This window comes from Pseudomonas sp. URIL14HWK12:I5 (assembly GCF_900176445.1).
Classification (GTDB): domain Bacteria; phylum Pseudomonadota; class Gammaproteobacteria; order Pseudomonadales; family Pseudomonadaceae; genus Aquipseudomonas; species Aquipseudomonas monteilii.
In genome coordinates this window covers 370864-396397 of sequence record NZ_FWXQ01000003.1, presented here as the reverse complement: position 1 = coordinate 396397, position 25534 = coordinate 370864, and the positions used below count along the sequence as shown (strand labels likewise).

27 protein-coding genes and 1 riboswitch are annotated in these 25534 nt (G+C 63.1%); of the genes, 15 read left to right on the top strand and 12 right to left on the bottom strand.

Annotation, left to right across the window (positions count from 1 at the left end):
* Positions 1-171 precede the first annotated feature (171 nt).
* Positions 172-996 (top strand): tRNA 2-thiocytidine(32) synthetase TtcA, encoded by an 825-nt coding sequence (gene ttcA, locus B9A31_RS09990; RefSeq protein ID WP_016715445.1) that lies wholly within the window; start codon positions 172-174, stop codon positions 994-996.
* A 4-nt stretch (positions 997-1000) separates the two neighbouring features.
* Positions 1001-1672: a DNA-3-methyladenine glycosylase I gene (locus B9A31_RS09985; RefSeq protein ID WP_019099310.1), complete on the top strand. Its 672-nt coding sequence runs from the start codon at positions 1001-1003 to the stop codon at positions 1670-1672.
* Between the two features lie 30 nt (positions 1673-1702).
* Here the strand turns inward: B9A31_RS09985 and B9A31_RS09980 are convergent, their stop codons facing one another.
* From B9A31_RS09980 to arsC, 3 genes are read right to left on the bottom strand one after another with little or no spacing between them, the layout of a single operon-like run.
* The gene (locus tag B9A31_RS09980; RefSeq protein ID WP_016715447.1) at positions 1703-2116 is read right to left on the bottom strand and encodes a DUF2069 domain-containing protein; all 414 of its coding nucleotides are present in this window, start codon (positions 2114-2116) and stop codon (positions 1703-1705) included.
* A complete protein-coding gene (wrbA, locus tag B9A31_RS09975; protein WP_016501124.1) occupies positions 2109-2714 on the bottom strand; it encodes an NAD(P)H:quinone oxidoreductase in 606 nt (201 codons plus the stop codon). The genes B9A31_RS09980 and wrbA overlap by 8 nt, the downstream gene beginning before the upstream one ends.
* Positions 2711-3064, bottom strand: a complete 354-nt coding sequence (arsC, locus tag B9A31_RS09970; RefSeq protein WP_016715448.1) for an arsenate reductase (glutaredoxin) — start codon at positions 3062-3064, stop codon at positions 2711-2713. Before arsC ends, wrbA begins: the two co-directional genes overlap by 4 nt.
* 85 nt (positions 3065-3149) lie before the next feature.
* Here arsC and B9A31_RS09965 point away from each other — a divergent pair, with 85 nt between their 5' ends.
* A complete protein-coding gene (locus B9A31_RS09965) occupies positions 3150-3614 on the top strand; it encodes a TlpA disulfide reductase family protein (RefSeq protein WP_019099309.1) in 465 nt (154 codons plus the stop codon).
* 34 nt (positions 3615-3648) lie between these two features.
* Here the strand turns inward: B9A31_RS09965 and B9A31_RS09960 are convergent, their stop codons facing one another.
* The 4 genes from B9A31_RS09960 to B9A31_RS09945 are packed head-to-tail and all read right to left on the bottom strand — an operon-like array spanning position 3649 to position 8297.
* Positions 3649-4053 carry an META domain-containing protein gene (locus tag B9A31_RS09960; protein WP_019099308.1) on the bottom strand — a complete coding sequence of 135 codons (405 nt, stop codon included), beginning with the start codon at positions 4051-4053 and terminating at the stop codon, positions 3649-3651.
* Positions 4050-4487, bottom strand: coding sequence for a hypothetical protein (locus B9A31_RS09955; RefSeq protein ID WP_084296919.1), 438 nt, complete (start codon positions 4485-4487; stop codon positions 4050-4052). The genes B9A31_RS09960 and B9A31_RS09955 overlap by 4 nt, the downstream gene beginning before the upstream one ends.
* A 31-nt stretch (positions 4488-4518) precedes the next feature.
* Positions 4519-5508 (bottom strand): 2-hydroxyacid dehydrogenase, encoded by a 990-nt coding sequence (locus B9A31_RS09950; protein WP_019099306.1) that lies wholly within the window; start codon positions 5506-5508, stop codon positions 4519-4521.
* 35 nt (positions 5509-5543) lie between these two features.
* The gene (locus tag B9A31_RS09945; RefSeq protein ID WP_084296918.1) at positions 5544-8297 is read right to left on the bottom strand and encodes a response regulator; all 2754 of its coding nucleotides are present in this window, start codon (positions 8295-8297) and stop codon (positions 5544-5546) included.
* 193 nt (positions 8298-8490) lie between these two features.
* On the opposite strand from B9A31_RS09945, the gene B9A31_RS09940 reads away from it, so the two are divergent.
* From B9A31_RS09940 to B9A31_RS09910, 7 genes are all read left to right on the top strand, one after another.
* Positions 8491-9210: a response regulator transcription factor gene (locus B9A31_RS09940; RefSeq protein WP_019099304.1), complete on the top strand. Its 720-nt coding sequence runs from the start codon at positions 8491-8493 to the stop codon at positions 9208-9210.
* A gap of 3 nt (positions 9211-9213) precedes the next feature.
* Positions 9214-10587 carry a sensor histidine kinase gene (locus tag B9A31_RS09935; protein WP_084296917.1) on the top strand — a complete coding sequence of 458 codons (1374 nt, stop codon included), beginning with the start codon at positions 9214-9216 and terminating at the stop codon, positions 10585-10587.
* A 94-nt stretch (positions 10588-10681) separates the two neighbouring features.
* Positions 10682-11581 (top strand): cysteine synthase CysM, encoded by a 900-nt coding sequence (gene cysM, locus B9A31_RS09930; RefSeq protein WP_025754883.1) that lies wholly within the window; start codon positions 10682-10684, stop codon positions 11579-11581.
* The gene (gene rlmD, locus B9A31_RS09925; RefSeq protein WP_019099301.1) at positions 11582-12940 is read left to right on the top strand and encodes a 23S rRNA (uracil(1939)-C(5))-methyltransferase RlmD; all 1359 of its coding nucleotides are present in this window, start codon (positions 11582-11584) and stop codon (positions 12938-12940) included.
* Positions 12941-13036: 96 nt separating this feature from the next.
* Positions 13037-15277 carry a GTP diphosphokinase gene (relA, locus tag B9A31_RS09920; protein WP_019099300.1) on the top strand — a complete coding sequence of 747 codons (2241 nt, stop codon included), beginning with the start codon at positions 13037-13039 and terminating at the stop codon, positions 15275-15277.
* A 92-nt stretch (positions 15278-15369) separates the two neighbouring features.
* Complete coding sequence (gene mazG / locus B9A31_RS09915; protein WP_025754884.1) at positions 15370-16203, top strand: nucleoside triphosphate pyrophosphohydrolase; 834 nt, start codon at positions 15370-15372, stop codon at positions 16201-16203.
* 26 nt (positions 16204-16229) lie between these two features.
* Positions 16230-16769, top strand: coding sequence for a DUF2058 domain-containing protein (locus B9A31_RS09910; RefSeq protein ID WP_060501857.1), 540 nt, complete (start codon positions 16230-16232; stop codon positions 16767-16769).
* A gap of 46 nt (positions 16770-16815) precedes the next feature.
* Here the strand turns inward: B9A31_RS09910 and B9A31_RS09905 are convergent, their stop codons facing one another.
* The 4 genes from B9A31_RS09905 to purM all read right to left on the bottom strand — a co-directional run bounded on the left by B9A31_RS09905 (position 16816) and on the right by purM (position 19613).
* Positions 16816-16998, bottom strand: a complete 183-nt coding sequence (locus B9A31_RS09905; RefSeq protein ID WP_016715461.1) for a hypothetical protein — start codon at positions 16996-16998, stop codon at positions 16816-16818.
* A gap of 184 nt (positions 16999-17182) precedes the next feature.
* Complete coding sequence (locus B9A31_RS09900; protein WP_016715462.1) at positions 17183-17893, bottom strand: DUF3108 domain-containing protein; 711 nt, start codon at positions 17891-17893, stop codon at positions 17183-17185.
* Between the two features lie 8 nt (positions 17894-17901).
* Complete coding sequence (purN, locus tag B9A31_RS09895) at positions 17902-18555, bottom strand: phosphoribosylglycinamide formyltransferase (RefSeq protein ID WP_019099299.1); 654 nt, start codon at positions 18553-18555, stop codon at positions 17902-17904.
* Complete coding sequence (gene purM, locus B9A31_RS09890; protein WP_003252437.1) at positions 18555-19613, bottom strand: phosphoribosylformylglycinamidine cyclo-ligase; 1059 nt, start codon at positions 19611-19613, stop codon at positions 18555-18557. Before purM ends, purN begins: the two co-directional genes overlap by 1 nt.
* 254 nt (positions 19614-19867) lie before the next feature.
* Here purM and B9A31_RS09885 point away from each other — a divergent pair, with 254 nt between their 5' ends.
* The 5 genes from B9A31_RS09885 to B9A31_RS09865 all read left to right on the top strand — a co-directional run bounded on the left by B9A31_RS09885 (position 19868) and on the right by B9A31_RS09865 (position 24314).
* A complete protein-coding gene (locus B9A31_RS09885; RefSeq protein ID WP_084296916.1) occupies positions 19868-20926 on the top strand; it encodes a DUF2066 domain-containing protein in 1059 nt (352 codons plus the stop codon).
* 12 nt (positions 20927-20938) lie between these two features.
* Positions 20939-22012, top strand: a complete 1074-nt coding sequence (locus B9A31_RS09880; protein WP_019099297.1) for an AI-2E family transporter — start codon at positions 20939-20941, stop codon at positions 22010-22012.
* 152 nt (positions 22013-22164) lie between these two features.
* Complete coding sequence (gene hda, locus B9A31_RS09875; protein ID WP_003252443.1) at positions 22165-22872, top strand: DnaA regulatory inactivator Hda; 708 nt, start codon at positions 22165-22167, stop codon at positions 22870-22872.
* 127 nt (positions 22873-22999) lie between these two features.
* On the top strand, positions 23000-23641 hold the full coding sequence (locus tag B9A31_RS09870) for a C40 family peptidase (RefSeq protein WP_019099296.1): 642 nt from the start codon (positions 23000-23002) through the stop codon (positions 23639-23641).
* Positions 23642-23780: 139 nt separating this feature from the next.
* Positions 23781-24314 carry a C40 family peptidase gene (locus B9A31_RS09865; protein WP_016715467.1) on the top strand — a complete coding sequence of 178 codons (534 nt, stop codon included), beginning with the start codon at positions 23781-23783 and terminating at the stop codon, positions 24312-24314.
* Between the two features lie 140 nt (positions 24315-24454).
* Here the strand turns inward: B9A31_RS09865 and B9A31_RS09860 are convergent, their stop codons facing one another.
* Positions 24455-25033: a hypothetical protein gene (locus tag B9A31_RS09860; protein WP_084296915.1), complete on the bottom strand. Its 579-nt coding sequence runs from the start codon at positions 25031-25033 to the stop codon at positions 24455-24457.
* Positions 25034-25200: 167 nt separating this feature from the next.
* A riboswitch (cobalamin riboswitch) is annotated at positions 25201-25421 on the top strand.
* The last annotated feature ends 113 nt before the right edge of the window (positions 25422-25534 follow it).

The window sequence follows — 25534 nt, the reverse complement described above, 5'->3', positions numbered from 1 at the left end:
TTATGTCGCAGTATAGGAAGCTGTTGCCGGCATAAACCGTGCTTTTTAGAGCAAATTGCGCTGTCAGGCGTACTGTTGATTACAACGAAGTCTTTATCGGAATGCCTACAGCGGCGCCGCGTTTGTGCGTAAAATAGCCGCCTTTTGTCACACCTCGCGGATTCAAGCGCTATGGGCACCCTCTCGGTCAACCAGAACAAACTGCAAAAACGCCTGCGTCGTCTCGCCGGCGAAGCCATCACCGACTACAACATGATCGAGGATGGCGACAAGGTCATGGTCTGCCTGTCTGGCGGCAAGGACAGCTACACCATGCTCGACGTTCTGTTGCACCTGCAGAAGGTGGCACCGATCAAGTTCGAGATCGTTGCGGTGAACATGGACCAGAAGCAGCCGGGCTTCCCCGAGCACGTGCTGCCGGCCTACCTCAAGGAGCTGGGCGTCGAGTACCACATCGTCGAGAAGGACACCTACTCGGTGGTCAAGGAACTGGTACCCGAGGGCAAGACCACCTGCTCGCTGTGCTCGCGCCTGCGCCGTGGCACCTTGTACACCTTCGCCGATGAAATCGGCGCGACCAAGATGGCCCTGGGGCACCACCGCGACGATATCGTCGAAACCTTCTTCCTCAACATGTTCTTCAACGGTGCGCTCAAGGGCATGCCGCCGAAGCTGCGCGCCGATGATGGCCGCAATGTGGTGATCCGCCCGCTGGCCTACTGCAGCGAGAAGGACATCCAGGCCTACTCGGACATGAAGGAATTCCCGATCATCCCGTGCAACCTGTGCGGCTCGCAGGAAAACCTGCAGCGCCAGGTGGTCAAGGACATGCTGGTGGAGTGGGAGCGCAAGCACCCGGGCCGTACCGAGAGCATTTTCCGAGCCCTGCAGAACGTGGCACCGTCGCAACTGGCCGACCGCAACCTGTTCGACTTCACCAGCCTGAAGATCGACGAAAACGCTACCCCGCGCTTCCTCGACGTGGTGAATATCTAGGCCTATGCGCGATTACCAGTGGCTGCATGAGTACTGCCTGAACCGCTTTGGCTCGGCCCAGGCGCTGGAGGCATTCCTGCCGCAGCCGCGCACGCCGGCGCAGTTGCGGGGCATCAGTGATGACCGCTACCTGTCGACCCTGGCCTTGCGTGTGTTCCGCGCCGGGCTCAAGCACAGCCTGGTGGATGCCAAATGGCCGGCGTTCGAGCAGGTGTTCTTCGGTTTCGACCCGGAGAAGGTGGTGCTGATGGGCGCCGAGCACCTGGAGCGGCTGATGCAGGATGAGCGCATCATCCGTCACATGGGCAAGCTCAAGAGCGTGCCGCGCAATGCGCAGATGGTGCTCGACGTGGCGAAGGAAAAGGGCAGTTTCGGCGCCTTCATCGCCGATTGGCCGGTGACCGACATCGTGGGCTTGTGGAAGTACCTGGCCAAGCACGGCAACCAGCTGGGTGGGTTGTCGGCGCCACGCTTTTTGCGCATGGTCGGCAAGGATACGTTCATTCCCACCGATGACATGGCGGCGGCGCTGATTGCACAGAAGGTGATCGACAAGCAACCGACCAGTCAACGCGACCTGGCGTTGGTACAGCAGGCGTTCAACCAGTGGCACGAAGAGAGCGGGCGGCCGCTGTGCCAGTTGTCGGTGATGCTGGCGCATACCGTCAACCATTGAGATTTTGGGGCCGCAGAGCGGCCCCAGATGTTAATTACCTTCGCCCGCCAGGCGCCGCTCATGCTGGAACTTCCAGCGCACATACAGCAGCCCTGCAATGAACAACCCCAGGCTCACCAGCACTTCAACCCAGCCGAACACCGCCCGCGCCGGGTCGAACGCCGCCAGCACGCCCTTGATGAAATAGATGTTCACCACGAAGCAGGTCCAGGCATGTGCCCGTGCGCTGCCTGTCAGCATGCCCGGCAACAGCAACAGCAGCGGCACCAGTTCGATCGCCAGGATCACCTCGACCCGTGCCCCGTGCAGGTTGGCAAACCACAGGTTGTTGACCACCAGCAAAGCGATCAGGCCGAAGAAAAACGCCAGGCTCAACGCTCGCGTCAGGCGCAGGCGCGGTGCCAACCATTCCAGTGGCGGCAACACCTTGGGCTTTTTAGCCACGCGCGGCCTCCAGGGCCTTGGCGGTGGTCGCCAGGCGTTGGCCAAGGGCGCGGCACAGGGCGATCTCGTGTTGGTCGAGCTCGCGCTTGCCATCGGCACCGGCATGGTGGCTGGCACCATAAGGGGTGCCGCCCCCGCGGGTTTCCAGCAAGGCCGATTCGCTGTAGGGCAGGCCCATCACCAGCATGCCGTGGTGCATCAAGGGCAGCATCATCGACAGCAGGGTGGTTTCCTGGCCGCCGTGCAGGCTGGCGGTGGAGGTGAACACGCCAGCCGGCTTGCCCACCAGTTCGCCACCCAGCCACAGGCTGCTGGTGCCGTCCAGGAAGTACTTCAGCGGCGCTGCCATGTTGCCGAAACGGGTCGGGCTGCCCAGCACCAGCCCGGCGCAGTGGCGCAGGTCGTCGAGGGTGGCGTACAGCGCGCCACTGGCCGGAATATCCGGCGCGACGGCTTCGCACTCGGTGGAGATCGCAGGCACCGTGCGCAGGCGCGCCTCCATGCCGGCCAGTTCGATGCCGCGAGCGATATGCCGGGCCATTTCGCTGGTCGAACCATGGCGGCTGTAATACAGCACCAGGATGTACGGGGCGCTCACGGCAGGATCTCCAGCACTTTTTCCGGCGGGCGACCGACCACGGCCTTGTCACCGGCGACCAGGATCGGGCGTTCGATCAGCTTGGGGTGCTGGGTCATGGCGTCGATCAGTTGTGCATCGGTCAATGCCGGGTCAGCCAGGTTCAGGTCCTTGTACGCGTCTTCACCTGTGCGCAGCAGTTGACGTGGTGTGACGCCCAGCTTGGCGAGCAGGGCCTTGAGGGTGGCGGCGTCGGGTGGGGTTTCCAGGTAGCGCACGATGGTTGGCGCCAGGCCGCGGGCTTCGAGCAGTTCCAGCGCGCCGCGGGATTTCGAGCAGCGCGGGTTATGATAGAGCGTGAGGTCGGTCATGTCGGGTCGCATCCAGCAGGGTGTGGCGGCTATTCTAACCGCAGCGACTGACCAATTTGCTTTAAAACTCGAGAAGGATTGACCCATGGCAAGGCGTCTGGCAGCAGTACTGGCCATCACCGCGAGCCTGTTGCTCGGTGGTTGCGGTGCCGATTATGGCGTGGACCAACACGGTAATACGGTTAAGGCCGAACAGATCGACGGGCACTGGCTGGTGCTCAACTACTGGGCTGAATGGTGCGGGCCGTGCCGTACCGAAATCCCGGAACTGAACGCGGCGGCCAAGCAGTGGGCGGCCGATGGCATCAAGGTGGTGGGGGTGAATTTTGATGGCTTGCAGGGTCAGGACCTGAAACAGGCCGCTGACACCCTGGGCATCGGTTTTACCGTGCTGGCCCAGGACCCGGCCGAGCGCTACGACCTGCCACGCAGCGAGGCGCTGCCGGTGACCTACATCATCGATGACAAGGGCAAGGTGCGTGAGCAGCTGTTGGGCGAGCAGACCCTGGAAGGGTTGCAGGCCAAGATCAAGGCCCTGAAAGGCGCTTGATCCAGGTGGGGCTGCAGGGCAGCCCCCCATGATATCAGCCTTCTTCAGGCCAGAATCGCAGCGGCTTGCCTTCGGCCGGCCAGAAGCGCATCTGCTCCACTGGCGACACATCCCAGCGCTGCACCGTTTCCAGTGCCTGCAAGAAGCGCTTTTCCTGCTCCATCAACGCTGGCGCGCACAGCTTGCGGGTCTTGCCGACCTTGCCGAAGCTCAGGTGCTCACCGTCCAGCGTGTACGGCGCAAACCAGTGGTTGCAACCGCCATTGCCATAGGCGCGGCCGTCGCTGGCCAGGGTCAGGGTCAGGTGGCTGTAGTCGATCAGCGGGCGTTCGCCAATCCACTCCAGCACATAGCTGCGTTCCTGCTGCAGCTTCGAAGGTTCTGCGGCGCAGCCGAGCAGGCCGGTGGCAATCAGCACGCCGGTCAGCAGATTTTTCACTCGACGCTCTCCTGGCAACGCGGGCACAGGTGTTTGTCGCCACGGCTGGCCCAGCCCAGTTCGGCAATGCGCGCGCTGGCAGCGGGTTGGCGGGCTTGTTTGCCCAGCTTGGCGTCCACGGCAAATTCGAAGTCCAGCACTGCATCGCAGCTGTCGCACTCGACCTGCCAGGTGAGGATTTCCAGCTCGTTGAACATCGGACCGCTGGCCACGGCAACCCACTGGCCGCGCGGGTTGATCAGGTGGCGCACGCTTTCCACGGTCAGGCGCATGGACAGGTCCTTGCTGCCTTTGAGGGTGACCAGCAGGGTGTCGCCTTTGTGCATCGAGCCGCCGTTGCCAGTGACCTGGTAGCGGCCTGGCACCAGTGCGCGGCACTCGATCAGGGTGTGTTGCGGGTTGAAAAGGGTGTAACGGAAATCGTGCTCGACCATGGGTCCTCCAGAAATGCCGCGTATCCTAGCATTAACCCATCACCAGATTCTGTGGATTGCCCGCCGCCCAGCGGTTGATGTTGTCCAGCGTGGTCGCGGCGATGGCATCCAGCGCCTCGCGGGTGAGGAAGGCCTGGTGAGCCGTGATGATCACGTTGGGGAAGGTCAGCAGGCGCGCCAGCACATCGTCTTGCAGGGGCAGGTCGGAGCGGTCTTCGAAGAACAGCTGGGCTTCTTCTTCGTAGACATCCAGGCCCAGGTAGCCGAGTTGGCCGCTTTTCAGCGCATCGATCAGTGCCGGGGTGTCGACCAGCGCGCCACGGCCCGTGTTTATGAGCATGGCACCGGGTTGCAGCTGGGCCAGGCTCTGTGCGTTGATCAAGTGGCGGGTGTGCTCGGTCAGCGGGCAGTGCAGGCTGATGATGCGGGCTTCGCGTAGCAACTCGGGCATGGTCAGGTAACGCGCACCGAGGGCCAGCAGTTCCGGGTTGGGGTAGGGGTCGTAGGCCAGCAGTTGGCAGCCGAAACCGGCCATGATGCGGGCAAAGGCCGCGCCGATCTGGCCGGTGCCGACCACACCGACGGTTTTGCCGTGCAGGTCGAAGCCGGTGAGCCCGTGCAGGGTGAAATCACCTTCGCGGGTGCGGTTGTAGGCCCGGTGCAGGCGCCGGTTGAGGGCCAGGATCAACGCCACGGCGTGCTCGGCCACGGCGTGTGGCGAGTAGGCTGGCACGCGAACCACCTCAAGGCCCAGACGCTGGGCTTCGGCCAGGTCGACGTGGTTGTAGCCGGCCGAACGCAGCGCGATCAGGCGTGTGCCACCGGCGGCCAGGCGCTGCAGCACCGGGGCGTCGAGTTCGTCATTGATGAAGGCACAAACGACTTCGTAGCCGCTGGCCAGGGCGGCGGTGTCGAGCGTCAGGCGGGCAGGCTGGAAGTGCAGTTCCAGGGTGCTGCCACTGGCGGCCCGGGTGAAGCTTTCCTGATCGTAGTGCTGACTGCTGAACAACAGGGCTCGCATGGTGGGGCTCCTCATTCAAAACTCGACCGCTCTGTTCAAGCGCTCAATCTGGCCTGCGCCGCCAGCCGGCTGATCGCACCGTCCAGCTCATCCAGCGCCTGCTGTGCCTGCGGACTTTCCTGCTTGAGCAAGGTCTCGCTGCGCTGGCAGGCCGCGCGCAACTGCGGCACACCGCAATAGCGCGAGGCGCCGTTCAGGCGGTGTACCTGCTCGATCAGGCCATTGCGGTCGTCTGCATCGCGGGCCGCACGAATGGCTTCGCGGTCTGCCTCCAGCGAGGCCAGCAGCATGCTCAGCATGTCGGCTGCCAGGTCCGCCTTGCCTGCCGCCAGGCGCAAGCCTTCTTCGGGGTCGAGTACCTTGAGCTCATCGCTGTTGGCCAACAGATCGGTTTGCGCCTGCCGCGGTGTGCCCAGGCTCAGCCCCGTCCATTTCATCACCACCTGGGCCAGTTGCCGTTCGCTGATTGGCTTGGTCAGGTAGTCGTCCATGCCGCCGTGCAGCAATGCGCGTTTTTCATTGGCCATGGCGTGGGCGGTAAGGGCAACGATCGGCAGCGGGTTGCCACTTTGGGTATTTTCCCAAAGCCGAATCTGCTCTGTGCAGGCGCGGCCATCCATGCCGGGCATCTGCACGTCCATCAGTATCAGGTCGAAGGGCTCGTCCTGTACGGCCTTTACCGCGGCATAACCGTTGTCTACGGCCAGCACCTCGGCGCCAAGGTCCTCTAGCAGGGTCTGGACCAACAGCAAGTTGGCGGCATTGTCGTCGACGCACAGGATTTTCGGCTGCCGCTGGCCGTTGATGCTGTTCGCTTCGCCCAGCGGGCGGCGTGGTTGCACCAGCTCCAGCAGCAGGCGGCGCAGTTTGCGGGTGCAGGTCGGCTTGGACAGCAACTGGCCATGACCATTGGGCAGGAACGGGTGGTAAAGGGCTTGCTCGGTGGTCGGGCACAGCACCACGCATTGGCAGTGGTGGCGCTCAAGCTGCTGGTGGTAGTGGCCCAGTTGCTCGGGCGACAGGGTGCCCAGGTTGGCCCCGAGCACGGCGAACTCGAACGGCTGGCCGGCCTGGCTGGCAGCTTGCACCGCTTGCAGCAGCTGGTCGTAGGAGGTGAACAGGCTGACACTGAGGCCGCAGTCTTCCAGTTGGTGTTCCAGCGCCTGACGGGCCAGCTCGTGGCCGTCGACGATGGCGGCGCGGCGGCCCAGCAGCGGCTGTAGCGCAAACGCCTCGACATCGTCGTGGGCTTTGGGCAGGTTGAGGCTGATCCAGAACTGCGACCCTTCGCCCGGGGTGCTGTCGACGCCGATTTCGCCGCCCATCTGCTCGATCAGGCGTTTGGAAATCACCAGCCCCAGGCCGGTGCCGCCGGGCTGGCGGGCCAGCGAGTTGTCGGCCTGGCTGAAGGCCTGGAACAGTGTACGTACATCCTGCGGCGACAGGCCGATACCGGTGTCCTGCACACTGATGCGCAGCTGTGCGCTGTCTTCGTGCTCGTCTTCGAGCATGGCACGTACGACGATGGTGCCTTCGCGGGTGAACTTGATGGCGTTGCTGACCAGGTTGGTCAGGATCTGCTTGAGCCGCAGCGGGTCGCCGATCAACGAAACGGGCGTGTCGCGATAGATCAGGCTGAGCAATTCCAACTGCTTGGCGTGGGCGGCCGGTGCCAGGATGGTCAGCGTATCCTGAACCAGGTCACGCAGGTTGAACGGGATGCTGTCGAGCACCAGTTTGCCGGCCTCGATCTTGGAGAAATCGAGGATCTCGTTGATGATCCCGAGCAAATTGTCGGCGGATTTCTCGATGGTGCTCAGGTAGTCCAGCTGGCGCGGCGTCATCTCGCTTTTTTGCAGCAGGTGGGTAAACCCCAGAATGCCATTGAGCGGGGTGCGGATCTCGTGGCTCATGTTGGCCAGGAACTCCGACTTGATGCGGCTGGCCTCAAGCGCCTCCTTGCGTGCCATGTCCAGCTCGATGTTCTGAATCTCGATGGTTTCGAGGTTCTGGCGCACGTCTTCGGTGGCCTGGTCGATGCTGTGCTGCAGTTCTTCATGGGCATTTTGCAGGGTTTCGGCCATGCGGTTGATACCGTGTGCCAGCTCGTCCAGCTCATGGCTGCCCATGGTTGGCAGGCGTTCTTCCAGGTGGCCGTCCTTGAGCTGGTTGACCGCGTGCTTGATGCGCTCGATGGGGCCGTTGATGGTGCGGCTCATGCGCAGCGCCAGCAGGCCGCTGAGGGCCAGGCAAGCGAGGATCAGCAACAGGCTGGTGAACAGGTTGCGATAACCGCGCAGCAGTGTGCCGTCGTGCGACAGCTCGATCTCGACCCATCCCAGCAGGCGCTCGGCCTCGGCCGGTACGGCATCGGTGGCCAGATCACGGTGGTGGCCGAAGACAGGCATCAGGTAGCGGGTGGCGTCGTTGCCGCTGCGTTGCAACAGCTGGGTGCCCGTACCACCGCTGGGGGGCTGGTTGAGCATGCTCGGGCCAGCGTGGGCCAGGCGTGTGCGGTCCGGGGCCAGGAAGGCAACGGCCCGTACATCGGACTGCTCCAGGGTCTGCGCGGCGATACGCTCCAGTTGCGCTGGCGCGAGCCGGGCCATGGCGGGGGCGGCCAGTGGCGCCAGTTGTTCGGCAATCATCTTGCCACGCTGCAACAGCTGGGTGCGCAGGTCGTTCTGTTGCAGCCAGGTGAAGTAACTGCCCAGCACCAGGGCCATCAGGCCGGCCGGCAGCAGTGCCAGCAGCAGGACCCGGCTACGGATTCCCAAGCGATCGAGCACACTCGCCTCCTGTGATGTGCCTGGATGCCGTCAAGTGGTGACGGCCAAGCCGCGAAGTTACTCCGCCTGCGGCACCATTGCACCTCTTTAGTATGTGTTTTGCGCCATTGCCGGTGCATTGGTCGCAGGGCGGTTGCCTGGCAGGCGGTGGATGCTCAATAATCGCGCAATTGAGAATGCATGGCAGTTGCCAATGAATCCTGTAGCTATTCACAACTCCACTATCCTCGCCATCGAGGATGATCCGGTGCTCGGTGCCTACCTGCACGAAGAACTGCAACGCGGCGGCTTTCAGGTGACCTGGTGCCGCAATGGCCTGGAGGGCCTGGAGACGGCCGGGCGTCAGGTGTTCGATGTGGTGCTGATGGACATCCTGTTGCCCGGGCTCAATGGCCTTGACGCGTTGGCACAGTTACGCCAGCGCAGCGCCACGCCAGTGATCCTGATGTCGGCGCTGGGTGCCGAGGCCGACCGTATCAGTGGTTTCCAGCGTGGGGCCGATGACTACCTGCCCAAACCGTTCAGCATGGCCGAGCTGCAGGTGCGCATCGAGGCCATCCTGCGTCGGGTGGCCCTTGAGCGGCGTCATCAGGCGCCGCAGGAGCAGGCCGGCGGCGGTGAGCTGCAGTTCGACGAGGGGCTGTGCGATGTGCGGCTGGATGGCCGCCTGGCAGGCCTTACACCCAGCGAATTCCGCCTGCTCGACATCCTCAACCGCAACCTCGATGACGTTCTGAGCAAGCCGTTCCTTTACCAGCAGGTGTTGCAACGCGGCTATTCGCGGCATGACCGCAGCCTGGACATGCATGTCAGCCAGATCCGCCGCAAGCTCAAGGGCATCGGCTATGACGAGCGGCAGATCCGCACCGTGTGGGGCAAGGGCTACGTGCTCAGCGCCACCGAGGCGGAGTAAGCCATGCTCGACCGCCATTCGTTGTTCTGGAAGCTGGCCATCTTGCTGGTGGGCTTCTGCCTGCTGATGATTGGCCTCAGTTATACCTGGGGCCGGCACATGGAAATCCAGAACGCTTTCCTCTCTGAGCCGGCGCGGCAAACGCTGCGTGGCTATGCCGCCGAGGCCGAGCAAGCCTGGCGTAGCGGTGGGCGGGCGGGGGTGGACCAGTGGGTGGCGGCGATGCACCAGCGCGAACGGGGCTGGGTGGGTGTGCTGGATATCAACCTGCGGCCCCTCGACAGTGCCACCCTCAACCCGCAGATCATGCAGCGCCTGACGCGCCTGCGCGGGGTCGATTGGCCTATGAGCCGTCGCAGCGTCGACCAGCCTTGGGTGCGTGTACCGTTCCCGTCGGCGCCGGAGCAGGGCATGCTGGTGATCGAACTGCCGCAACGGTTCAATCCGGACCAGTACCGCTTGCTGTGGCGCATCGTCACCAACGGCATCATCCCCGGCCTGTTCACCTTGCTGCTGTGCGTGGGGCTGTACCGCATGTTGATCGTGCCCTTGAACCAGCTGCGCGAACAGGCCAATGCCTGGCGTGCCGACCAGCTGTCGGCACGCCTGGACTCGCGCACCATCGCCCGGCATGACGAGCTGGGCGAGCTGGCCCGCGCCTTCGACCAGATGGCCGAGCGGCTGCAGGGCACGGTGGCCATGCAGCAGCAGTTGTTGCGCGACTTGTCGCATGAAATGCGCACGCCGTTGAGCCGGCTGCGGGTGGCCTGTGACGGTGAAACCGACTTGCAACGCCTGCGCGAGCGCCTGACCCGTGAAGTGGATGGTATGCAGCAACTGGTAGAAGACACCCTGCAGTTGGCCTGGCAGGACGCCGAACGTGCGCCGATGAACCTGGAGCCGATCGAAGTCCACGCGTTGTGGGAGCTGCTGGCCGAGAATGCCAGCTACGAGAACGGTTGGTCGCTTGAGCGCTTGCGCTGTGAAGTGCCGGCCGACTGCTGGGTGCAGGGCAACCTCAACCACTTGGCCCAGGCACTGGAAAACATGTTGCGCAATGCCATTCGTCACTCGCCTGCCGAGGGTGTGGTGCGCCTGGGTGGGCAGCGCGAAGGCAGTTACTGGTGGTTGTGGCTGGAAGATGAAGGCGGGGGTGTGGCAGAAGAGGACCTGGAACGGATCTTCGCGCCGTTCTCGCGGCTGGACGGTTCGCGGCCGGGGGATGGTGGTTTTGGCTTGGGGCTGAGCATCGCCCGCAGTGCCATCCAGCGCCAGGGCGGCACTTTGTGGGCGCAGAATGGCAAGCGTGGGCTGCAACTGTGGATGCGCTTGCCGTCACATGCGGTGGTCTCGGCGCGGGCGCAGGACGCCTTATAGCTTGTAGCTATATGTTCTACAGATTGCGTGATATGGCCGCGAAGGGTTTGCCGGTATGATAGGCGCCCCTGCCGTCCGGATTGTGAAATACGCCATGACCTTGCAGTACCCAACCATCGCCGATTGCGTCGGCAATACGCCACTGGTTCGCCTGCAGCGCATTGCTGGCGAAACCAGCAACACCCTCCTGCTCAAGCTCGAAGGTAACAATCCTGCCGGCTCGGTGAAAGACCGCCCTGCGCTGTCGATGATCACCCGCGCCGAGCTGCGTGGCCAGATCAAGCCCGGCGACACCTTGATCGAAGCCACCTCCGGCAACACCGGCATCGCCCTGGCGATGGCGGCGGCAATCAAGGGTTACAAGATGATCCTGATCATGCCCGACAATTCCACCGCCGAGCGTAAGGCCGCGATGACCGCCTACGGCGCCGAGCTGATTCTGGTGACCAAGGAAGAGGGCATGGAAGGTGCCCGCGACCTGGCCGAGAAGCTGCAGGCCGAAGGCCGCGGCCTGGTGCTTGACCAGTTCGCCAACGGCGACAACCCGATCGCCCACTACAACAGCACTGGCCCGGAAATCTGGCAGCAGACCCAAGGCACCATTACCCATTTCGTCAGTTCCATGGGCACCACCGGCACCATCATGGGCTGCTCGCAGTACCTCAAGGAGCAGAATCCGGCGGTGCAGATCATCGGCCTGCAGCCCATGGAAGGCTCGGCCATTCCAGGCATTCGCCGCTGGCCCGAGGAATACCTGCCGAAAATTTTCGACGCCACCCGCGTAGACCGCGTGGTCGACATGTCGCAGCAGGAAGCCGAAGACACCACCCGCCGCCTTGCCCGTGAAGAGGGCATTTTCTGCGGCGTGTCTTCCGGTGGTGCGGTCGCAGCCATGCTGCGCCTGTCCCGTGAGGTGGAAAATGCCGTGATGGTCGCGATCATTTGCGACCGCGGCGACCGTTACCTGTCCACCGGCCTGTTCGACCCGAGCTAAATGTCCAAGAAAAAAAGCAACAGCGGCCTGCGCTTTCAGCCGGCCGGCGGCAACCGTAGCCCCCAGGTCCCCGTGGGCAAGAAGCAGCGCCTGGATATCGAGCGCCTGGCCGGTGACGGCCGTGGCATTGCCTTCCTTGACGGGCGCACCTGGTTTGTCAGTGGCGCCCTGGCCGGTGAGGCCGTGGAGGCGCGCGTGCTCAATGCCCGTGGCAAAGTGGTCGAGGCCCGCCTGGAGCGCCTGCTACAGGCCAGCCCCGAGCGCCGCGAGGCGCCGTGCCGTTATTACGACCGCTGCGGAGGCTGCAACCTGCAGCACCTGCCGCACGAAGCGCAACTGGCGCTCAAACAGCGCACGCTGGCCGAACAGCTGCAGCGAGTGGCTGGCGTGCAGCCCGAGGAATGGGCCGCACCGCTGAGCGGGCCGGAATTTGGCTACCGACGCCGTGCCCGCGTGGCCGTTCGCTGGGACGTCAAGGCGCGTCAGCTGGAGGTCGGCTTCCGTGCCGAAGCCAGCCAGGCCATCATCGCCATCGACGATTGCGCGGTACTGGTACAGCCTTTGCAGTCGATTCTGCGCCACTTGCCGACGGTGCTGCGTTCGTTGAGCAAACCCCAGGCGCTGGGCCACGTGGAGCTGTTCAGTGGTACCGCCGAGGCGGTGCTGGTGCGTCATGTTGCGCCGCTGCCGGCAGAAGACCTGGCGAAACTGCAGGCGTTTTGCGAGCAGGCCGATGCCCAGCTGTGGTTGCAGGGTGAAGGTGAACCTGCGCCGGTGGACGCTACCGCACAACTGGGCTTTGCCTTGGCACCGTGGCAGCTGGAACTGGCCTGGCGCCCGGGCGACTTCGTCCAGGTGAATGCCCAGGTCAACACGGCGATGATCGAGCAGGCCCTGGCCTGGCTCGCACCGCAGGCCGACGAACGTGTGCTGGACCTGTTCTGCGGCTTGGGCAACTTCGCCCTGCCGCTGGCCCGCCAGGCGCGCGAAGTGGTGGCTGTGGAAGGTGTACAGGCCATGGTCGATCGGGCCGCGGCCAATGCCCGAAACAACAATGTGCATAACGCACGGTTTTTTCAGGCCGATTTATCGCAGCCTTTGGCAGGCACCGGATGGGCCGCCGAGGGCTTTTCTGCGGTACTCTTGGATCCACCGCGCGACGGTGCTTTCGAGGTGGTGCAAGGCATCGCACGCCTCCAGGCCAAACGGCTGGTCTACGTATCGTGCAACCCGGCCACGCTGGCGCGAGACGCCCAGGTGCTGGTCGGCCAGGGGTACCGGTTAAAAAGGGCCGGGATTCTCGACATGTTTCCTCAAACGGCGCATGTCGAGGCCATGGCGTTATTCGAAGCGGGCTAGCAGACTGGCCCCTTGGTGCGGCTTCCATGGAATGGCAGCCGCACGGTGATCGCCAGCGCATCCGCGTGGTGCGCTGTATGGAAAGGTAAAACAAAGATGGTACAGGTGAGAGTGCACCAGCCGGTCAACACCGACGGCAGTATCAATCTCGAAGCATGGTTGGACCATGTGGTAAGCGTCGATTCGGCACTGGATCGCGCAGCGCTGAAAGAGGCCTGCGAGTTTGCCCACGAGGTCGAGAAAAAGGGCAACCCGGCCAAGCATTCCTGGGCGGACGGTACGTCCAGCTTCCAGGCGGGGCTGGAGATCGCCGAAATCCTCGCCGACCTCAAGCTCGACCAGGACTCCCTGGTGGCAGCGGTCATCTACCGCTCGGTGCGCGAAGGCAAGGTCACCCTGGCTGAAGTCAGCCAACGTTTTGGCCCGGTGGTGTCGAAGCTGATCGACGGCGTGCTGCGCATGGCCGCCATCAGTGCCAGCCTCAGCCCGCGGCAGTCGCTGGTGCTGGGCTCGCAGGCGCAGGTCGAGAACCTGCGCAAGATGCTCGTGGCCATGGTCGACGACGTGCGTGTGGCGCTGATCAAGCTGGCCGAGCGCACCTGCGCGATCCGTGCGGTCAAGGCTGCTGACGACGAGAAACGCCTGCGTGTCGCGCGCGAGGTGTTCGACATCTATGCGCCGCTGGCGCACCGCCTGGGTATCGGCCACATCAAGTGGGAGCTGGAAGACCTGTCTTTCCGCTACCTCGAACCCGACCAGTACAAGCAGATCGCCAAACTGCTGCACGAGCGCCGGCTGGACCGCGAGCGCTTCATCAGCGACGTGATGAACCAGTTGCAGAACGAGTTGCTGGCCACGGGCGTGAAGGCCGATATCAGCGGTCGGGCGAAACACATCTATTCGATCTGGCGCAAGATGCAGCGCAAAGGCCTGGAATTCAGCCAGATCTACGACGTGCGTGCGGTGCGCGTGCTGGTGCCGGAAATCCGCGACTGCTACACCGCGCTGGGCATTGTGCACACGCTGTGGCGGCACATCCCCAAAGAGTTCGACGACTACATCGCCAACCCCAAGGAGAACGGCTATCGCTCGCTGCACACGGCGGTGATCGGCCCGGAGGGCAAGGTGCTGGAAGTGCAGATCCGTACCCACGGCATGCACGAAGAAGCCGAGCTCGGCGTATGCGCCCACTGGCGCTACAAGGGCACCGACGTCAAGCCGAGCTCCAACCACTACGAAGAGAAGATCTCCTGGCTGCGCCAGGTGCTGGAGTGGCACGAAGAGCTGGGCGACATCGGTGGCCTGGCCGAGCAGTTGCGCGTCGACATCGAGCCGGACCGGGTTTATGTATTCACACCGGACGGCCATGCCATCGACCTGCCCAAGGGTGCCACGCCGCTGGACTTCGCCTACCGGGTGCACACCGAGATTGGCCATAACTGCCGTGGCGCCAAGATCAACGGCCGTATCGTACCGCTGAACTACAGCCTGCAGACCGGCGAGCAGGTCGAGATCATCACCAGCAAGCACGGTAACCCCAGCCGCGACTGGTTGAACTCCAACCTGGGCTATGTCACCACCTCGCGGGCACGGGCCAAGATCGTGCACTGGTTCAAGCTGCAGGCGCGCGACCAGAACGTCGCCGCTGGCAAGACCTTGCTCGAACGTGAACTCAGCCGCCTGGGCCTGCCGCAGGTCGACTTCGAGCGCCTGGCCGAGAAAACCAACGTCAAGACCGCCGAGGACATGTTCGCCTCGCTGGGGGCGGGCGACCTGCGCCTGGCCCATCTGGTCAATGCTGCCCAGCAGTTGCTGGAACCCGAGCGTGTCGAGCAGATCGAGCTGGTGCCGCGCAAGCCTACCGGCCCGCGTACTGGCAAGCGCGGTGATATCCAGATCCAGGGGGTCGGCAACCTGCTGACGCAGATGGCCGGCTGCTGCCAGCCGCTGCCGGGCGATGCCATTGTCGGCTACATCACCCAGGGCCGTGGCGTGAGCATCCACCGCCAGGACTGCGCCTCGGTGCTGCAGCTGGCGGGCAAGGAGCCGGAGCGCATGATCCAGGTGAGCTGGGGGCCGATCCCGGTGCAGACCTACCCGGTTGACATCGTTATTCGTGCCTACGACCGCCCGGGCCTGCTGCGCGACGTTTCGCAGGTGCTGCTGAACGAGAAAATCAACGTGCTGGCGGTGAACACCCGCTCGAACAAGGAAGACAACACCGCGCTGATGTCGCTGACCATCGAGATTCCAGGCCTGGACGCGCTGGGGCGCCTGCTGGGGCGTATCTCGCAGTTGCCGAACATCATCGAGACGCGGCGTAATCGTACCCCTTGAGACTGCGGCGCCTGCTTCGAGGGTAAACCCGCTCCTACCCCTGTAGGAGTGGGCTTGCCCGCGAAGAGGGCGCCACCGAAGGACCTGCCTACATGACCTACACCCTCGAAGACCTGCTGCACCTCATGGCCCGCCTGCGCGACCCGCAGTACGGTTGCCCATGGGACCTCAAGCAGAACTACGCGAGTATCGTCCCGCACACGATTGAAGAAGCCTACGAGGTCGCCGACACCATCGAGCGCGGTGATTTCGAGCACCTGCAAGGTGAGCTGGGCGACTTGCTGTTCCAGGTGGTCTACTACAGCCAGCTGGCCCGGGAGGAGGGGCGTTTCGAGTTCGATGGCGTGGTCGACAGCATCACCCGCAAGCTGATTCGTCGCCATCCACATGTATTCCCTACCGGCGAGCTTTATGCGCCGCTGGATACCCCCAGCCTGAGCGAGGCCCAGGTCAAGTCCCGTTGGGAGGAGATCAAGGCCGAGGAGCGGGCCGAGAAAAGCACGCCCGAGCAACTGTCGCTGCTCGATGACGTGCCGTCAGCCTTGCCGGCCCTGTCACGGGCAGCCAAACTGCAAAAGCGCGCCGCCACGGTCGGTTTCGACTGGCCGGCAGCATTACCGGTGCTGGACAAGGTGCGCGAAGAACTGGACGAGGTGTTGCAGGCCATGGCCGACGGCGATGCCGATGCCCTCGAAGATGAAGTGGGCGACCTGCTGTTCGCCACCGTCAACCTGGCCCGCCACCTCAAGCATGACCCGGAAAACGCCCTGCGCCGCGCCAACCGCAAGTTCGAACGACGTTTCCGTTTTATCGAACAGGCATTGCGCGACAGTGGTCGCCCCATTGAAGATTGTCACCTTGACGAACTGGATGCCCTTTGGGGGGAAGCCAAGCGTCAGGAAAAGAACCTGCCCAGCTGCGGCTGAGCTGTTGCATAAGTGAGTGAACATTCATGAGCCTTTCCCTTCGCGACCAATTGCTCAAAGCCGGTCTGGTCAACCAGAAACAGGTCTCGCAGACCAACAAAGCTGAAAAGAAACAGAAGCGCATGGAGCACAAAGGCCAGGTCGAAGTCGACGACAGCCAGCAGCGCATGGCCAAGGAAGCCATGGCCGAAAAGGTCAAGCGTGACCAGGAGCTGAATCGCCAGCAGCAGGAAAAGGCCGAGCAGAAGGCCCGTGCTGCACAGATCAAGCAACTGATCGAAGCTACTCGTCTGCCTAAGCTGAGCACCGAGGATTACTACAACTTCGTCGATGACAAGAAGGTCAAGCGCATTGCCGTCAATGCCTTGATGCGTACCAAGCTGAGTAACGGCGCGTTGGCCGTGGTTTCTCATGCCGGTGGCTACGAGGTTATCCCTCGCGAAGCGGCGATGAAGATCCAGGAGCGCGACCCTGGCCGTATCCTGTTGCTCAATACCCATGTCGAGGAAGCGGACGAAGATGACCCGTACGCCGCCTACAAGATCCCTGATGATCTGATGTGGTAAACACGAAAAACCCCGCCTTGGCGGGGTTTTTTATTTGAAGGCTGGGTCATTGCGTGGTGCGCTGGTTTTCCAGGTCTTCCAGCTCTACGCGGTACTGGTGCGCTTCGTGTTCGTTGTGGAACATCCCCACCAGTTGACCTTGTTGGTGCACATCCCAGATCCGCATGCCGGCGGCCAGGCTTTCGTGGGACATTTTCGATTCGTCGCGTTCGGTTACTTGGACAGTCATCGGTAAACTCCACTTCTTCAGTTGGCTGCGACAGTGTGTCGCACACCCTCTTTATAGAGTTTGTTAGCAGGCTAAGTAAATAAAACAGGCATGAAACAAGTTTCATGAAGGCCAGTGCCTTTGCACAAGGGCATAAAAAAGCCCCGCACTGGGCGGGGCTTGGGATGTTGCAGGCAGTGCTGGATCAGTTGCCTTTCACCGGCTTGCCATCGACCGTGCCATCCTGCAGCACGATCACGTACTCCTTGCCATCGGTCTCTACCTGGCGCAGTTGCACCAGCAGGTAGTCCCAGTTCTTGGCGAACCACAGCTCGGTGATGCGCTTGCTCTGGCTTGGGTCGCGCACGCGCTCGACCTTCACCGCATCGACCTGGCCGGTCTTGGTGGTGACTTTTTCGGTGCCCAGCACGCGGAAGTCGTAGGTGTCGATCTCGTCACCATCAACCACCTGGTAGGTCATGCTTTTCTTGCCGGCGGCCACGTCATGCTGCAGGGCCAACTGGTAGGACGACTTGTCCAGCACGCCACGGTTCAGCGGCAGGCTGACGGCATCACCACGGTCGCTGCCGGTGACTTTCTTGCCAGTCCAGTCGAAGTTCAGGTCGACCTTCTTGGCCTTGCCCAGGCCGCCGCGCTCGAAGTGGTACTTCTGCGGCAGCAGGGTGTCGTTTTCCATGCGCAGGGTGCTTTGCTCGGTCAGGCTGGCGATCATCATGGAGGCCTTGAAGTTAAGGTCCCAGGTACCATTGGCATTCTTGACCAGGCTGCGCTCGGCGGTGCCGCTCATGGGCAGCTGCTTCCAGTCGGCGGTGTAGCTGGCCGAGAAAGGCTTCAGATCAGCTGCCTGGAGGGGCAGGGCGAGCACGGCGAGAGCCAAAAGCAGGGCGCGACGCATAAATTCTCCTAGGATCGAATCAAGTGACCGCTGGCCGCCAGGGGCTGGCCATCCAGTAATGCGCCCTGTTCGCCAAGGCGCAAGCGCCCTTCAGCGAACCAGCGCACCGCCAGCGGGTAGATCAGGTGTTCCTGACGGTGTACCCGTTGGGCCAGGCTTTCGACGGTGTCGTCAGACGCCACCGGTACCACAGCCTGTACGACCAGTGGGCCGCCATCGAGTTCCTCAGTCACGAAGTGTACGCTGCAGCCGTGCTCGGCGTCGCCTGCCTCCAGTGCCCGCCGGTGGGTATGCAGGCCCTTGTACCTGGGCAGCAGCGACGGGTGGATGTTGAGCAGGCGACCCTGGTAGTGGCGCACGAAGTCGCCACTGAGGATGCGCATGAAGCCGGCCAGCACCACCAGGTCCGGCGCAAAACCGTCGATGCGCGCAACCAGCGCGGCATCGAAGGCTTCACGGCCGTCGAACTGGGTGTGGTCGAGCACCACGCTGTCGATACCGGCCGCCGCGGCACGTTGCAGGCCGTAGGCATCGGCGCGGTTGGAAACCACCGCACGGATGCGCACCGGGCTGTCCTGGCCTTGGCAGCTGTCGATCAGGGCTTGCAGGTTGCTGCCGGAGCCCGACAGCAGTACCACTACATTGCAGGTCTTGCTCGGCATCAGTGTGCCTTGAGGTTCTGCAGCTCGACCTGGGCGGCGCCTTCGGCGGCTTCGGCGATGTGGCCGATGACCCATGGCTGCTCACCGGCGGCGCGCAGTTCGTTCAGGGCAGCTTCAACCTGGTCCTGGGCCACGCAGATGACCATGCCCACGCCGCAGTTCAGTACACGGTGCATTTCGTGCTCGTCGACGTTGCCTTTTTCCTGCAGGAAGTCGAACACCGCCGGGCGCTGCCAGCTGGCCACGTCAACCACGGCCTGGGCGTTTTTCGGCAGTACGCGCGGGATGTTGTCCAGCAGGCCGCCACCGGTGATGTGGGCCATGGCCTTGACGGCGCCGGTGTTCTTGATCAGTTGCAGCAGCGGCTTGACGTAGATGCGGGTCGGCGCCATCAGCAGGTCGGTCAGCGGCTTGCCGTCCAGCTGGGTGTTCTCGATGTCGGTAGCGGACACTTCGAGGATTTTGCGGATCAGCGAGTAGCCGTTGGAGTGCGGGCCCGAGGACGGCAGGGCGATCAGCGCGTCGCCAGTGGCAACCTTGGAGCCGTCGATGATTTCGGCTTTTTCCACCACGCCGACGCAGAAGCCAGCCAGGTCGTAGTCTTCACCTTCGTACATGCCAGGCATTTCGGCGGTTTCACCACCGACCAGCGAGCAGCCGGCCAGTTCGCAACCGGCGCCAATGCCGGTGACCACGGTGGCGGCCACGTCAACGTTCAGCTTGCCGGTGGCGTAGTAGTCGAGGAAGAACAGCGGCTCGGCGCCGCATACCACCAGGTCGTTCACGCACATGGCGACCAGGTCCTGGCCGATGCTGTCGTGCTTGTTCAGGTTCAGCGCCAGGCGCAGCTTGGTGCCGACGCCGTCGGTGCCGGAGACCAGCACCGGCTGCTTGTAGCCGGCCGGGATCTCGCAGAGGGCGCCGAAGCCGCCCAGGCCACCCATGACTTCAGGGCGTGCGGTGCGTTTTGCCACGCCCTTGATGCGTTCGACCAGTGCTTCGCCGGCGTCGATGTCTACACCGGCGTCCTTGTAGCTCAGGGAGGGTTGCTTGCTCATTGATCCAGGCCTTTAGGAGGGAGGGATTCTTAAAAACGACCAAGACGGCCAAGGCCGGCGGGTAGACGGCGGCTGCCTGAACGTCAGTGGTCTGTGAAGGCGCGCGATTTTATCAGGGTTGCCGGGCAGCGGCCATCCTCAGGCCGACGGGCAGGGCGGTAAATTGTTGAAAAAGGGCTGAGGGTGGTTGATGCGGTTGCATGTGTATAAGCTGCAAGTAGCGAGCTTCATGCTCGACTGGACAGGAATCCTCCATGCGTTTGTTCAATATTCTGGCGGTCGGCGGCCTGGCCCTGATATCGGTTGCAGCCCAGGCTGAAAATGTCGCTGGCCTTTATCAGGTGCGCGAGCCAATGGCCGGGCAGGGCGCCGAAGCCCGTACTGCCGCCACTGCCAAAGCCCTCGACACTTTGGTGCTGCGCCTGACCGGCGACCCCAAGGCAGTGCAAAGCCCGGCACTTGCCGAGTTGCGCAAAGACCCGCAGCAAATCATCAACCAGGTTGGCAGCGAGGCCGGCCCACCCGAGTCGGTGGTGGTCGAGTTCGACCCCGGTAGCACCGAACGGGCCTTGCGCAAGGCCGGCCTGGCGCTGTGGGGCAGCAATCGGCCTTCGATTCTCGGCTGGTGGCTGAATGACAGTGCCGAGGGCATCAGCCTGGTCGGTGACGGCCAGGCCAGCGCCCAGCCCCTGCGCCGTGCCGCCCAGCACCGTGGCTTGCCGTTGCGCTTGCCGCTGGCCGACTTGCAGGAGCAGCTGGTAGCCAATGCCAAGCAGGTCGAAGCCACCGACCCGGCACCTTTGCGTGAGGCCGCCGAGCGTTATGGCGCCGATGCCTTGCTGGCGGTGCATGCACAGGAAGCCGATGGCAAATGGCAGGGCAAGTGGCAGCTGTGGCTGGGCGACCAGCGTGAACAAGGCACGGCCGAAGGGGGCGACCCGGCTGCCCTGGCTGACGCGGTCATGTTGGCGGTCAGCAGTCGCCTGGCGCCGCGTTATGTCACCCGTCCGGGTGCCAGCAGCCAGATGCAGGTACAGGTGCAGGGGGTGAACCTGCAGCGCTATGCCGAGCTTGCCCGTGTGCTCGAACCCTATGGCCCACGCCTGCAAATGGCTGAAGGCACCACCCTGACCTATGGTGTGACCGGCAACCGCGAACAGCTGCGCGCCCAACTCGGCCTGGCCAAGTTGCAGGAGTTGCCCGCAGAGCAGGTGCCGGTAGCGCCCGCCACGCCAGCACCGGCAGCCGGTGAGCAACCTGCGCCGGCCCAACCTGCGCCCAAGCCGTTCGACGGCCTGCGTTTTCGCTGGTAAGGGGAGCATACCGTGACCGACGTTCGTCGCTGGATCTGGCTGGGCGCTGCCCTGCTGGTCGCTGTGCTGCTCTATAGCTTGCACAACATTCTTACCCCGTTTCTGGTCGGCATCCTGCTGGCCTACCTGGCCGACCCATTGGTTGACCGCCTGGAGCGTCTGGGGCTGTCGCGCACATGGGGTGTTGTGGTGGTATTCGGCCTGTTCACCCTGCTGTTGCTGGCCCTGCTGCTGGTGCTGGTGCCGATGCTTGCCAAGCAGCTGGTGCGCCTGTACGAGCTGGCGCCACAGATGCTCGACTGGCTTGAGCATGTTGCGTTGCCTTGGGTGCAGAGCCGCTTGGGCCTGGCTGATGGCTTCTGGAAGTTCGACAAGATCAAAGCTGCCATCGCTGGCCACATGGGCCAGACCACCGACATCGTCGGCATGCTGCTGTCGCATGCCACGGCCTCGAGCCTGGCGCTGATGGCCTGGCTGGCCAACATGGTACTTATTCCGGTGGTGGGCTTTTACCTGCTGCGTGACTGGGACCTGATGATGGCCAAGCTGCGCAGCCTGCTGCCACGCCAGCGTGAGCCGCAGGTGGTCGGGTTGGCGGGCGAATGCCACGAAGTACTCGGGGCGTTCGTGCGTGGGCAACTGATGGTAATGCTGGCCTTGGGCGTCATTTATTCGGCCGGGTTGATGCTGGTCGGGCTGGAACTGGGCCTGCTCATCGGTATGCTCGCAGGGTTGGCCGCCATCGTGCCCTACATGGGCTTCATCATAGGTATCGGTGCGGCCTTGGTGGCGGGGTTGTTCCAGTTTGGGGGCGACCTGTATCCGATGCTGGGCATCGTCGCGGTATTCATGGTCGGGCAGGCACTCGAAGGCATGGTGTTGACGCCGCTGCTGGTAGGGGACCGAATCGGCCTGCACCCGGTAGCGGTGATCTTTGCCATCCTGGCCGGTGGCGAACTGTTCGGTTTTACCGGGGTGTTGCTGGCACTGCCGGTGGCGGCCGTGATCATGGTGCTGCTGCGGCATGTGCATGACATGTACAAGGAATCGGACATGTATGCCGGGGATATCGACCCGCAGTTGTGATGTTGGGGCTGCGATGCAGCCCCCAACTTAGCGCAACTTGTTGATTTTGCTTGTGCTATCTGTTGCCGTGATTGTGCGGCCCGCCTTGCGGGTATAGACTTTGCAACATTGTTCACCAAAGGCCCCTTCGGTCCTGCTGACCGCCCGCGAGCATGAAACCACCGATCCAGTTGCCCCTGGGTGTGCGCCTGCGCGATGACGCCACCTTCATCAACTACTATCCGGGCGCCAATGCTGCGGCATTGGGCTACGTCGAGCGGCTATGCGAAGCCGACGCCGGCTGGACCGAGAGCCTTATCTACCTGTGGGGCAAGCAGGGTGTTGGCCGTAGCCACCTGCTGCAGGCTGCCACCCACCGCTTCCAGCAACGCGGCGAACCTGCTGTCTATCTGCCATTGGCGCAACTGCTCGATCGCGGCGTAGAACTGCTTGACTACCTCGCCCAGTACGAACTGGTATGCATCGACGACTTGCACGTGATTGCCGGCAAGGCGGACTGGGAAGAGGCCATGTTCCACTTGTTCAACCGCCTGCGTGACAGTGGCCGGCGCTTGCTGCTGGCCGCCTCGGCATCCCCGCGCGAATTGCCCATCAAGTTGCCGGACCTGAAGTCGCGGCTGACCTTGGCCCTGGTGTTCCAGATGCGTGGTTTGTCTGACGAAGACAAGCTGCGAGCCCTGCAACTGCGTGCTTCGCGCCGCGGCCTGCACCTCACCGACGAAGTCGGTCACTTCATCCTCACCCGCGGTGCGCGCAGCATGAGCGCGCTGTTCGACCTGCTGGAGCGCCTCGACCAGGCCTCGCTGCAGGCACAACGCAAGCTTACCATTCCGTTCCTCAAGGAAACCCTCGGCTGGTAACCCCCTGAAAACGCTGGGCCAGAGCGGAAAAACAAAAAAGTCACATCTTTTTCGATAAAATTTGCAAATGGCCATGATAGAGGGCATAGTTTCACCCTTCTAAAGGATTACAGACACGGTCGTGCCCATGCTAAAGCGCTTCGCACCCCTCGTGCCACTCGCACTCGTGACCCTGCTTTTTGGCTGCGCGGCCCAAGGCCCGGTTTCTCAGCCTCAGGATCACACCCCGGTCGCCACACAATCGGTGATCAAGGCTAAAGCTTCGTCCTCGTCGGTGTTCGGCGAGCCGGAAGAGCTGGCCACTGAAGATGACCTGGAGGCCTTCTCCAGCAACAGCAAGCCCTACCAGCTGCCCGTGCTGGCGGACAGTATTCTCGAGCGCGGCATGTCGTTGATCGGCACTCGCTACCGCTTCGGTGGTACCTCTGAAAAGTCCGGTTTCGACTGCAGCGGTTTCATCGGCTATCTGTTCCGCGAAGAGGCGGGTATGACCCTGCCACGCTCGACGCGCGAAATGATCAACGTCGATGCCCCGAAAGTGGCCCGCAACAAGCTCAAGCCGGGCGATCTGCTGTTCTTCAGCACCAACGGTCGCGGCCGCGTCAGCCATGCCGGCATCTATCTGGGTGACAACCAGTTCATCCACTCCAGCAGCCGCCGCAGCGGTGGCGTGCGCATCGACAGCCTCGGTGACCGCTACTGGAGCAAGACCTTCATCGAAGCCAAGCGTGCCTTGGCCATGGCGCCGACCAACATCGCGCGCAACTGATGGCAAAATGCTGTACCCTGCCACGGCGGCGATGCTTTGAAAAAAGCTCGCCGCCGTGCGTATTTACAGAAAGCGTCTAATCTAAATTCTCAACTCTTTTTGGCTGCAGCGCAGCAATCTCAGACAGGATGTTCTGGCCATGGTAAAGATGGCGCGCTTCGCATTTCTCTCCCTGGCAGCCTTGCTGGCGGCCTGCTCCAGCCGCGCTCCAGCGCCGGCACCTGTGGTTCAGCCGCAGGTTTCCTACAGCCAGCCAAGCCCCTCGCCGATTGCCGATGACGTATTGATCCGTGCCATTGGCCTTGTGGGTACGCCTTACCGTTGGGGTGGCAATACGCCGGACTCCGGCTTCGACTGCAGTGGCCTGATCAAGTACGTCTACCGTGATGCTGCCGGCATCAGCCTGCCGCGTTCGACGCGGGAGATGATCGTCATGCGCGCACCCACGGTGGATGCCCAGTCGCTGCAGTCCGGTGACCTGGTGTTCTTTGCTACCAGTGGTGGCTCGCAGGTCAGCCATGCCGGTATCTATGTTGGCGAAGGGCGCTTTGTGCATGCGCCCTCGACAGGCGGAACGGTGCGCCTGGACTACCTTTCCAACAGCTATTGGGCCAAGGCGTACTTGCAGGCCAAGCGGGTGATTCCGCAAGGGCACCTGGCGCAAAACCCCTGAATACCAGGGCCGTTGCCATTGCTTCTGATTTTAAGCGCGCGATACTTCAGGCGCCGCCGATTGCGACGTCAGGAGGCCTCACTCCGGCCTCCTGACGTCGCGAAGATCAAGACCAAGATCCCCGCTGCGCCGGCGTTGGTTCAAGCCTGCTTGAGCAGCAACGCCACCCCCGGAAAATACTGCCCCAGCTCGTTGTGCAATTTGCGATAGGGGTACGGAAAGTACCAGGCAATGGCACAGGCGGTATGGTTCTGCAAATCGTCGACCAGGTCCTGCAGTTCCTCGGGGCTGGCGTGCTGGCCAGCCTTCCACGGGCTGATGAACAGCGCGCCGGCTCTCAACTGACTGGGGTAGGCCACCTGGCGCGCGAGGGCAGCGGTCTGCTGCAACGCTTCGGCCATGTCCACTCGGGCAATTTTTGGCCAGCGCTGGCTGACACTGAGGTACAGCGCTTCATCGGCACTGGTGATCGACAGGTCGCAGCGCCCTTCGTGTTCGCCTTCGTCGCGCTGCTTCTTGCCGGCAAACTGTTGCAGCGCCGTGAGTTCGGCCTGCCACGCGGCTGCGGCAAGCAGCCCGGTATTCGCGGCTGCGCCATGCCAATAAGGCGCTTCGGCATCGCCAGCAAATTGATTGAAGCGGTCGATGCAGTCCCCCCAGCGCTCCAGCACCGGGGCGAGAAACTCCAGGCGCGGGTTGTTGATGATCTGGCCTCGCATGCTGCGCTCTCCTGTTATCGTTGTAATCGCGTCCAGCTGAAAGTGATGGCTATGTGATATCACTGCATTCAGTGTGGCACAACCCGGCGAATTGGCCATTACCCAGGCGCTGCCTGTTCGGCTGCAAAGCGGCCCGCTTCGATTGACGCTCCCGGTACAACCCTCTAACCTTCGCGCGTGTTTCAGGTGCCCTGCCAGCCCCGACTGGGCAGGGTGAAACTGGGAAGCCGGTGGGCGCCAGCATGGCGCGATTCCGGCGCTGCCCCCGCAACGGTAGGTGAGTCGCGGCCGCGCAGGGCCACTGGGTACAGGTACCCGGGAAGGCGCGCAGGCCCGGGCCAAAGCCCGCTCACAAGCCCGGAGACCGGCCTGTTACTGCCAACGGCATCACGGAGGGTGATGCGCGGTGCACCGTGGCGCCCTGCCATGGCCCCTGCGCGTACTCCGTTTGCCTGCCTATTACCTGTCAGCGTGCGTTGCCACGGTGCCAGCCAGCGGAGA

Coding starts and splice junctions, on each gene's coding strand:
- ttcA (WP_016715445.1), top strand. CDS start 172: ATGGGCACCCTCTCGGTCAACCAGAACAAACTGCAAAAACGCCTGCGT.
- B9A31_RS09985 (WP_019099310.1), top strand. CDS start 1,001: ATGCGCGATTACCAGTGGCTGCATGAGTACTGCCTGAACCGCTTTGGC.
- arsC (WP_016715448.1), bottom strand. CDS start 3,064: ATGACCGACCTCACGCTCTATCATAACCCGCGCTGCTCGAAATCCCGC.
- B9A31_RS09965 (WP_019099309.1), top strand. CDS start 3,150: ATGGCAAGGCGTCTGGCAGCAGTACTGGCCATCACCGCGAGCCTGTTG.
- B9A31_RS09955 (WP_084296919.1), bottom strand. CDS start 4,487: ATGGTCGAGCACGATTTCCGTTACACCCTTTTCAACCCGCAACACACC.
- B9A31_RS09950 (WP_019099306.1), bottom strand. CDS start 5,508: ATGCGAGCCCTGTTGTTCAGCAGTCAGCACTACGATCAGGAAAGCTTC.
- B9A31_RS09940 (WP_019099304.1), top strand. CDS start 8,491: ATGAATCCTGTAGCTATTCACAACTCCACTATCCTCGCCATCGAGGAT.
- B9A31_RS09935 (WP_084296917.1), top strand. CDS start 9,214: ATGCTCGACCGCCATTCGTTGTTCTGGAAGCTGGCCATCTTGCTGGTG.
- cysM (WP_025754883.1), top strand. CDS start 10,682: ATGACCTTGCAGTACCCAACCATCGCCGATTGCGTCGGCAATACGCCA.
- rlmD (WP_019099301.1), top strand. CDS start 11,582: ATGTCCAAGAAAAAAAGCAACAGCGGCCTGCGCTTTCAGCCGGCCGGC.
- relA (WP_019099300.1), top strand. CDS start 13,037: ATGGTACAGGTGAGAGTGCACCAGCCGGTCAACACCGACGGCAGTATC.
- mazG (WP_025754884.1), top strand. CDS start 15,370: ATGACCTACACCCTCGAAGACCTGCTGCACCTCATGGCCCGCCTGCGC.
- B9A31_RS09910 (WP_060501857.1), top strand. CDS start 16,230: ATGAGCCTTTCCCTTCGCGACCAATTGCTCAAAGCCGGTCTGGTCAAC.
- B9A31_RS09905 (WP_016715461.1), bottom strand. CDS start 16,998: ATGACTGTCCAAGTAACCGAACGCGACGAATCGAAAATGTCCCACGAA.
- B9A31_RS09900 (WP_016715462.1), bottom strand. CDS start 17,893: ATGCGTCGCGCCCTGCTTTTGGCTCTCGCCGTGCTCGCCCTGCCCCTC.
- purN (WP_019099299.1), bottom strand. CDS start 18,555: ATGCCGAGCAAGACCTGCAATGTAGTGGTACTGCTGTCGGGCTCCGGC.
- purM (WP_003252437.1), bottom strand. CDS start 19,613: ATGAGCAAGCAACCCTCCCTGAGCTACAAGGACGCCGGTGTAGACATC.
- B9A31_RS09885 (WP_084296916.1), top strand. CDS start 19,868: ATGCGTTTGTTCAATATTCTGGCGGTCGGCGGCCTGGCCCTGATATCG.
- hda (WP_003252443.1), top strand. CDS start 22,165: ATGAAACCACCGATCCAGTTGCCCCTGGGTGTGCGCCTGCGCGATGAC.
- B9A31_RS09870 (WP_019099296.1), top strand. CDS start 23,000: ATGCTAAAGCGCTTCGCACCCCTCGTGCCACTCGCACTCGTGACCCTG.
- B9A31_RS09865 (WP_016715467.1), top strand. CDS start 23,781: ATGGTAAAGATGGCGCGCTTCGCATTTCTCTCCCTGGCAGCCTTGCTG.
- B9A31_RS09860 (WP_084296915.1), bottom strand. CDS start 25,033: ATGCGAGGCCAGATCATCAACAACCCGCGCCTGGAGTTTCTCGCCCCG.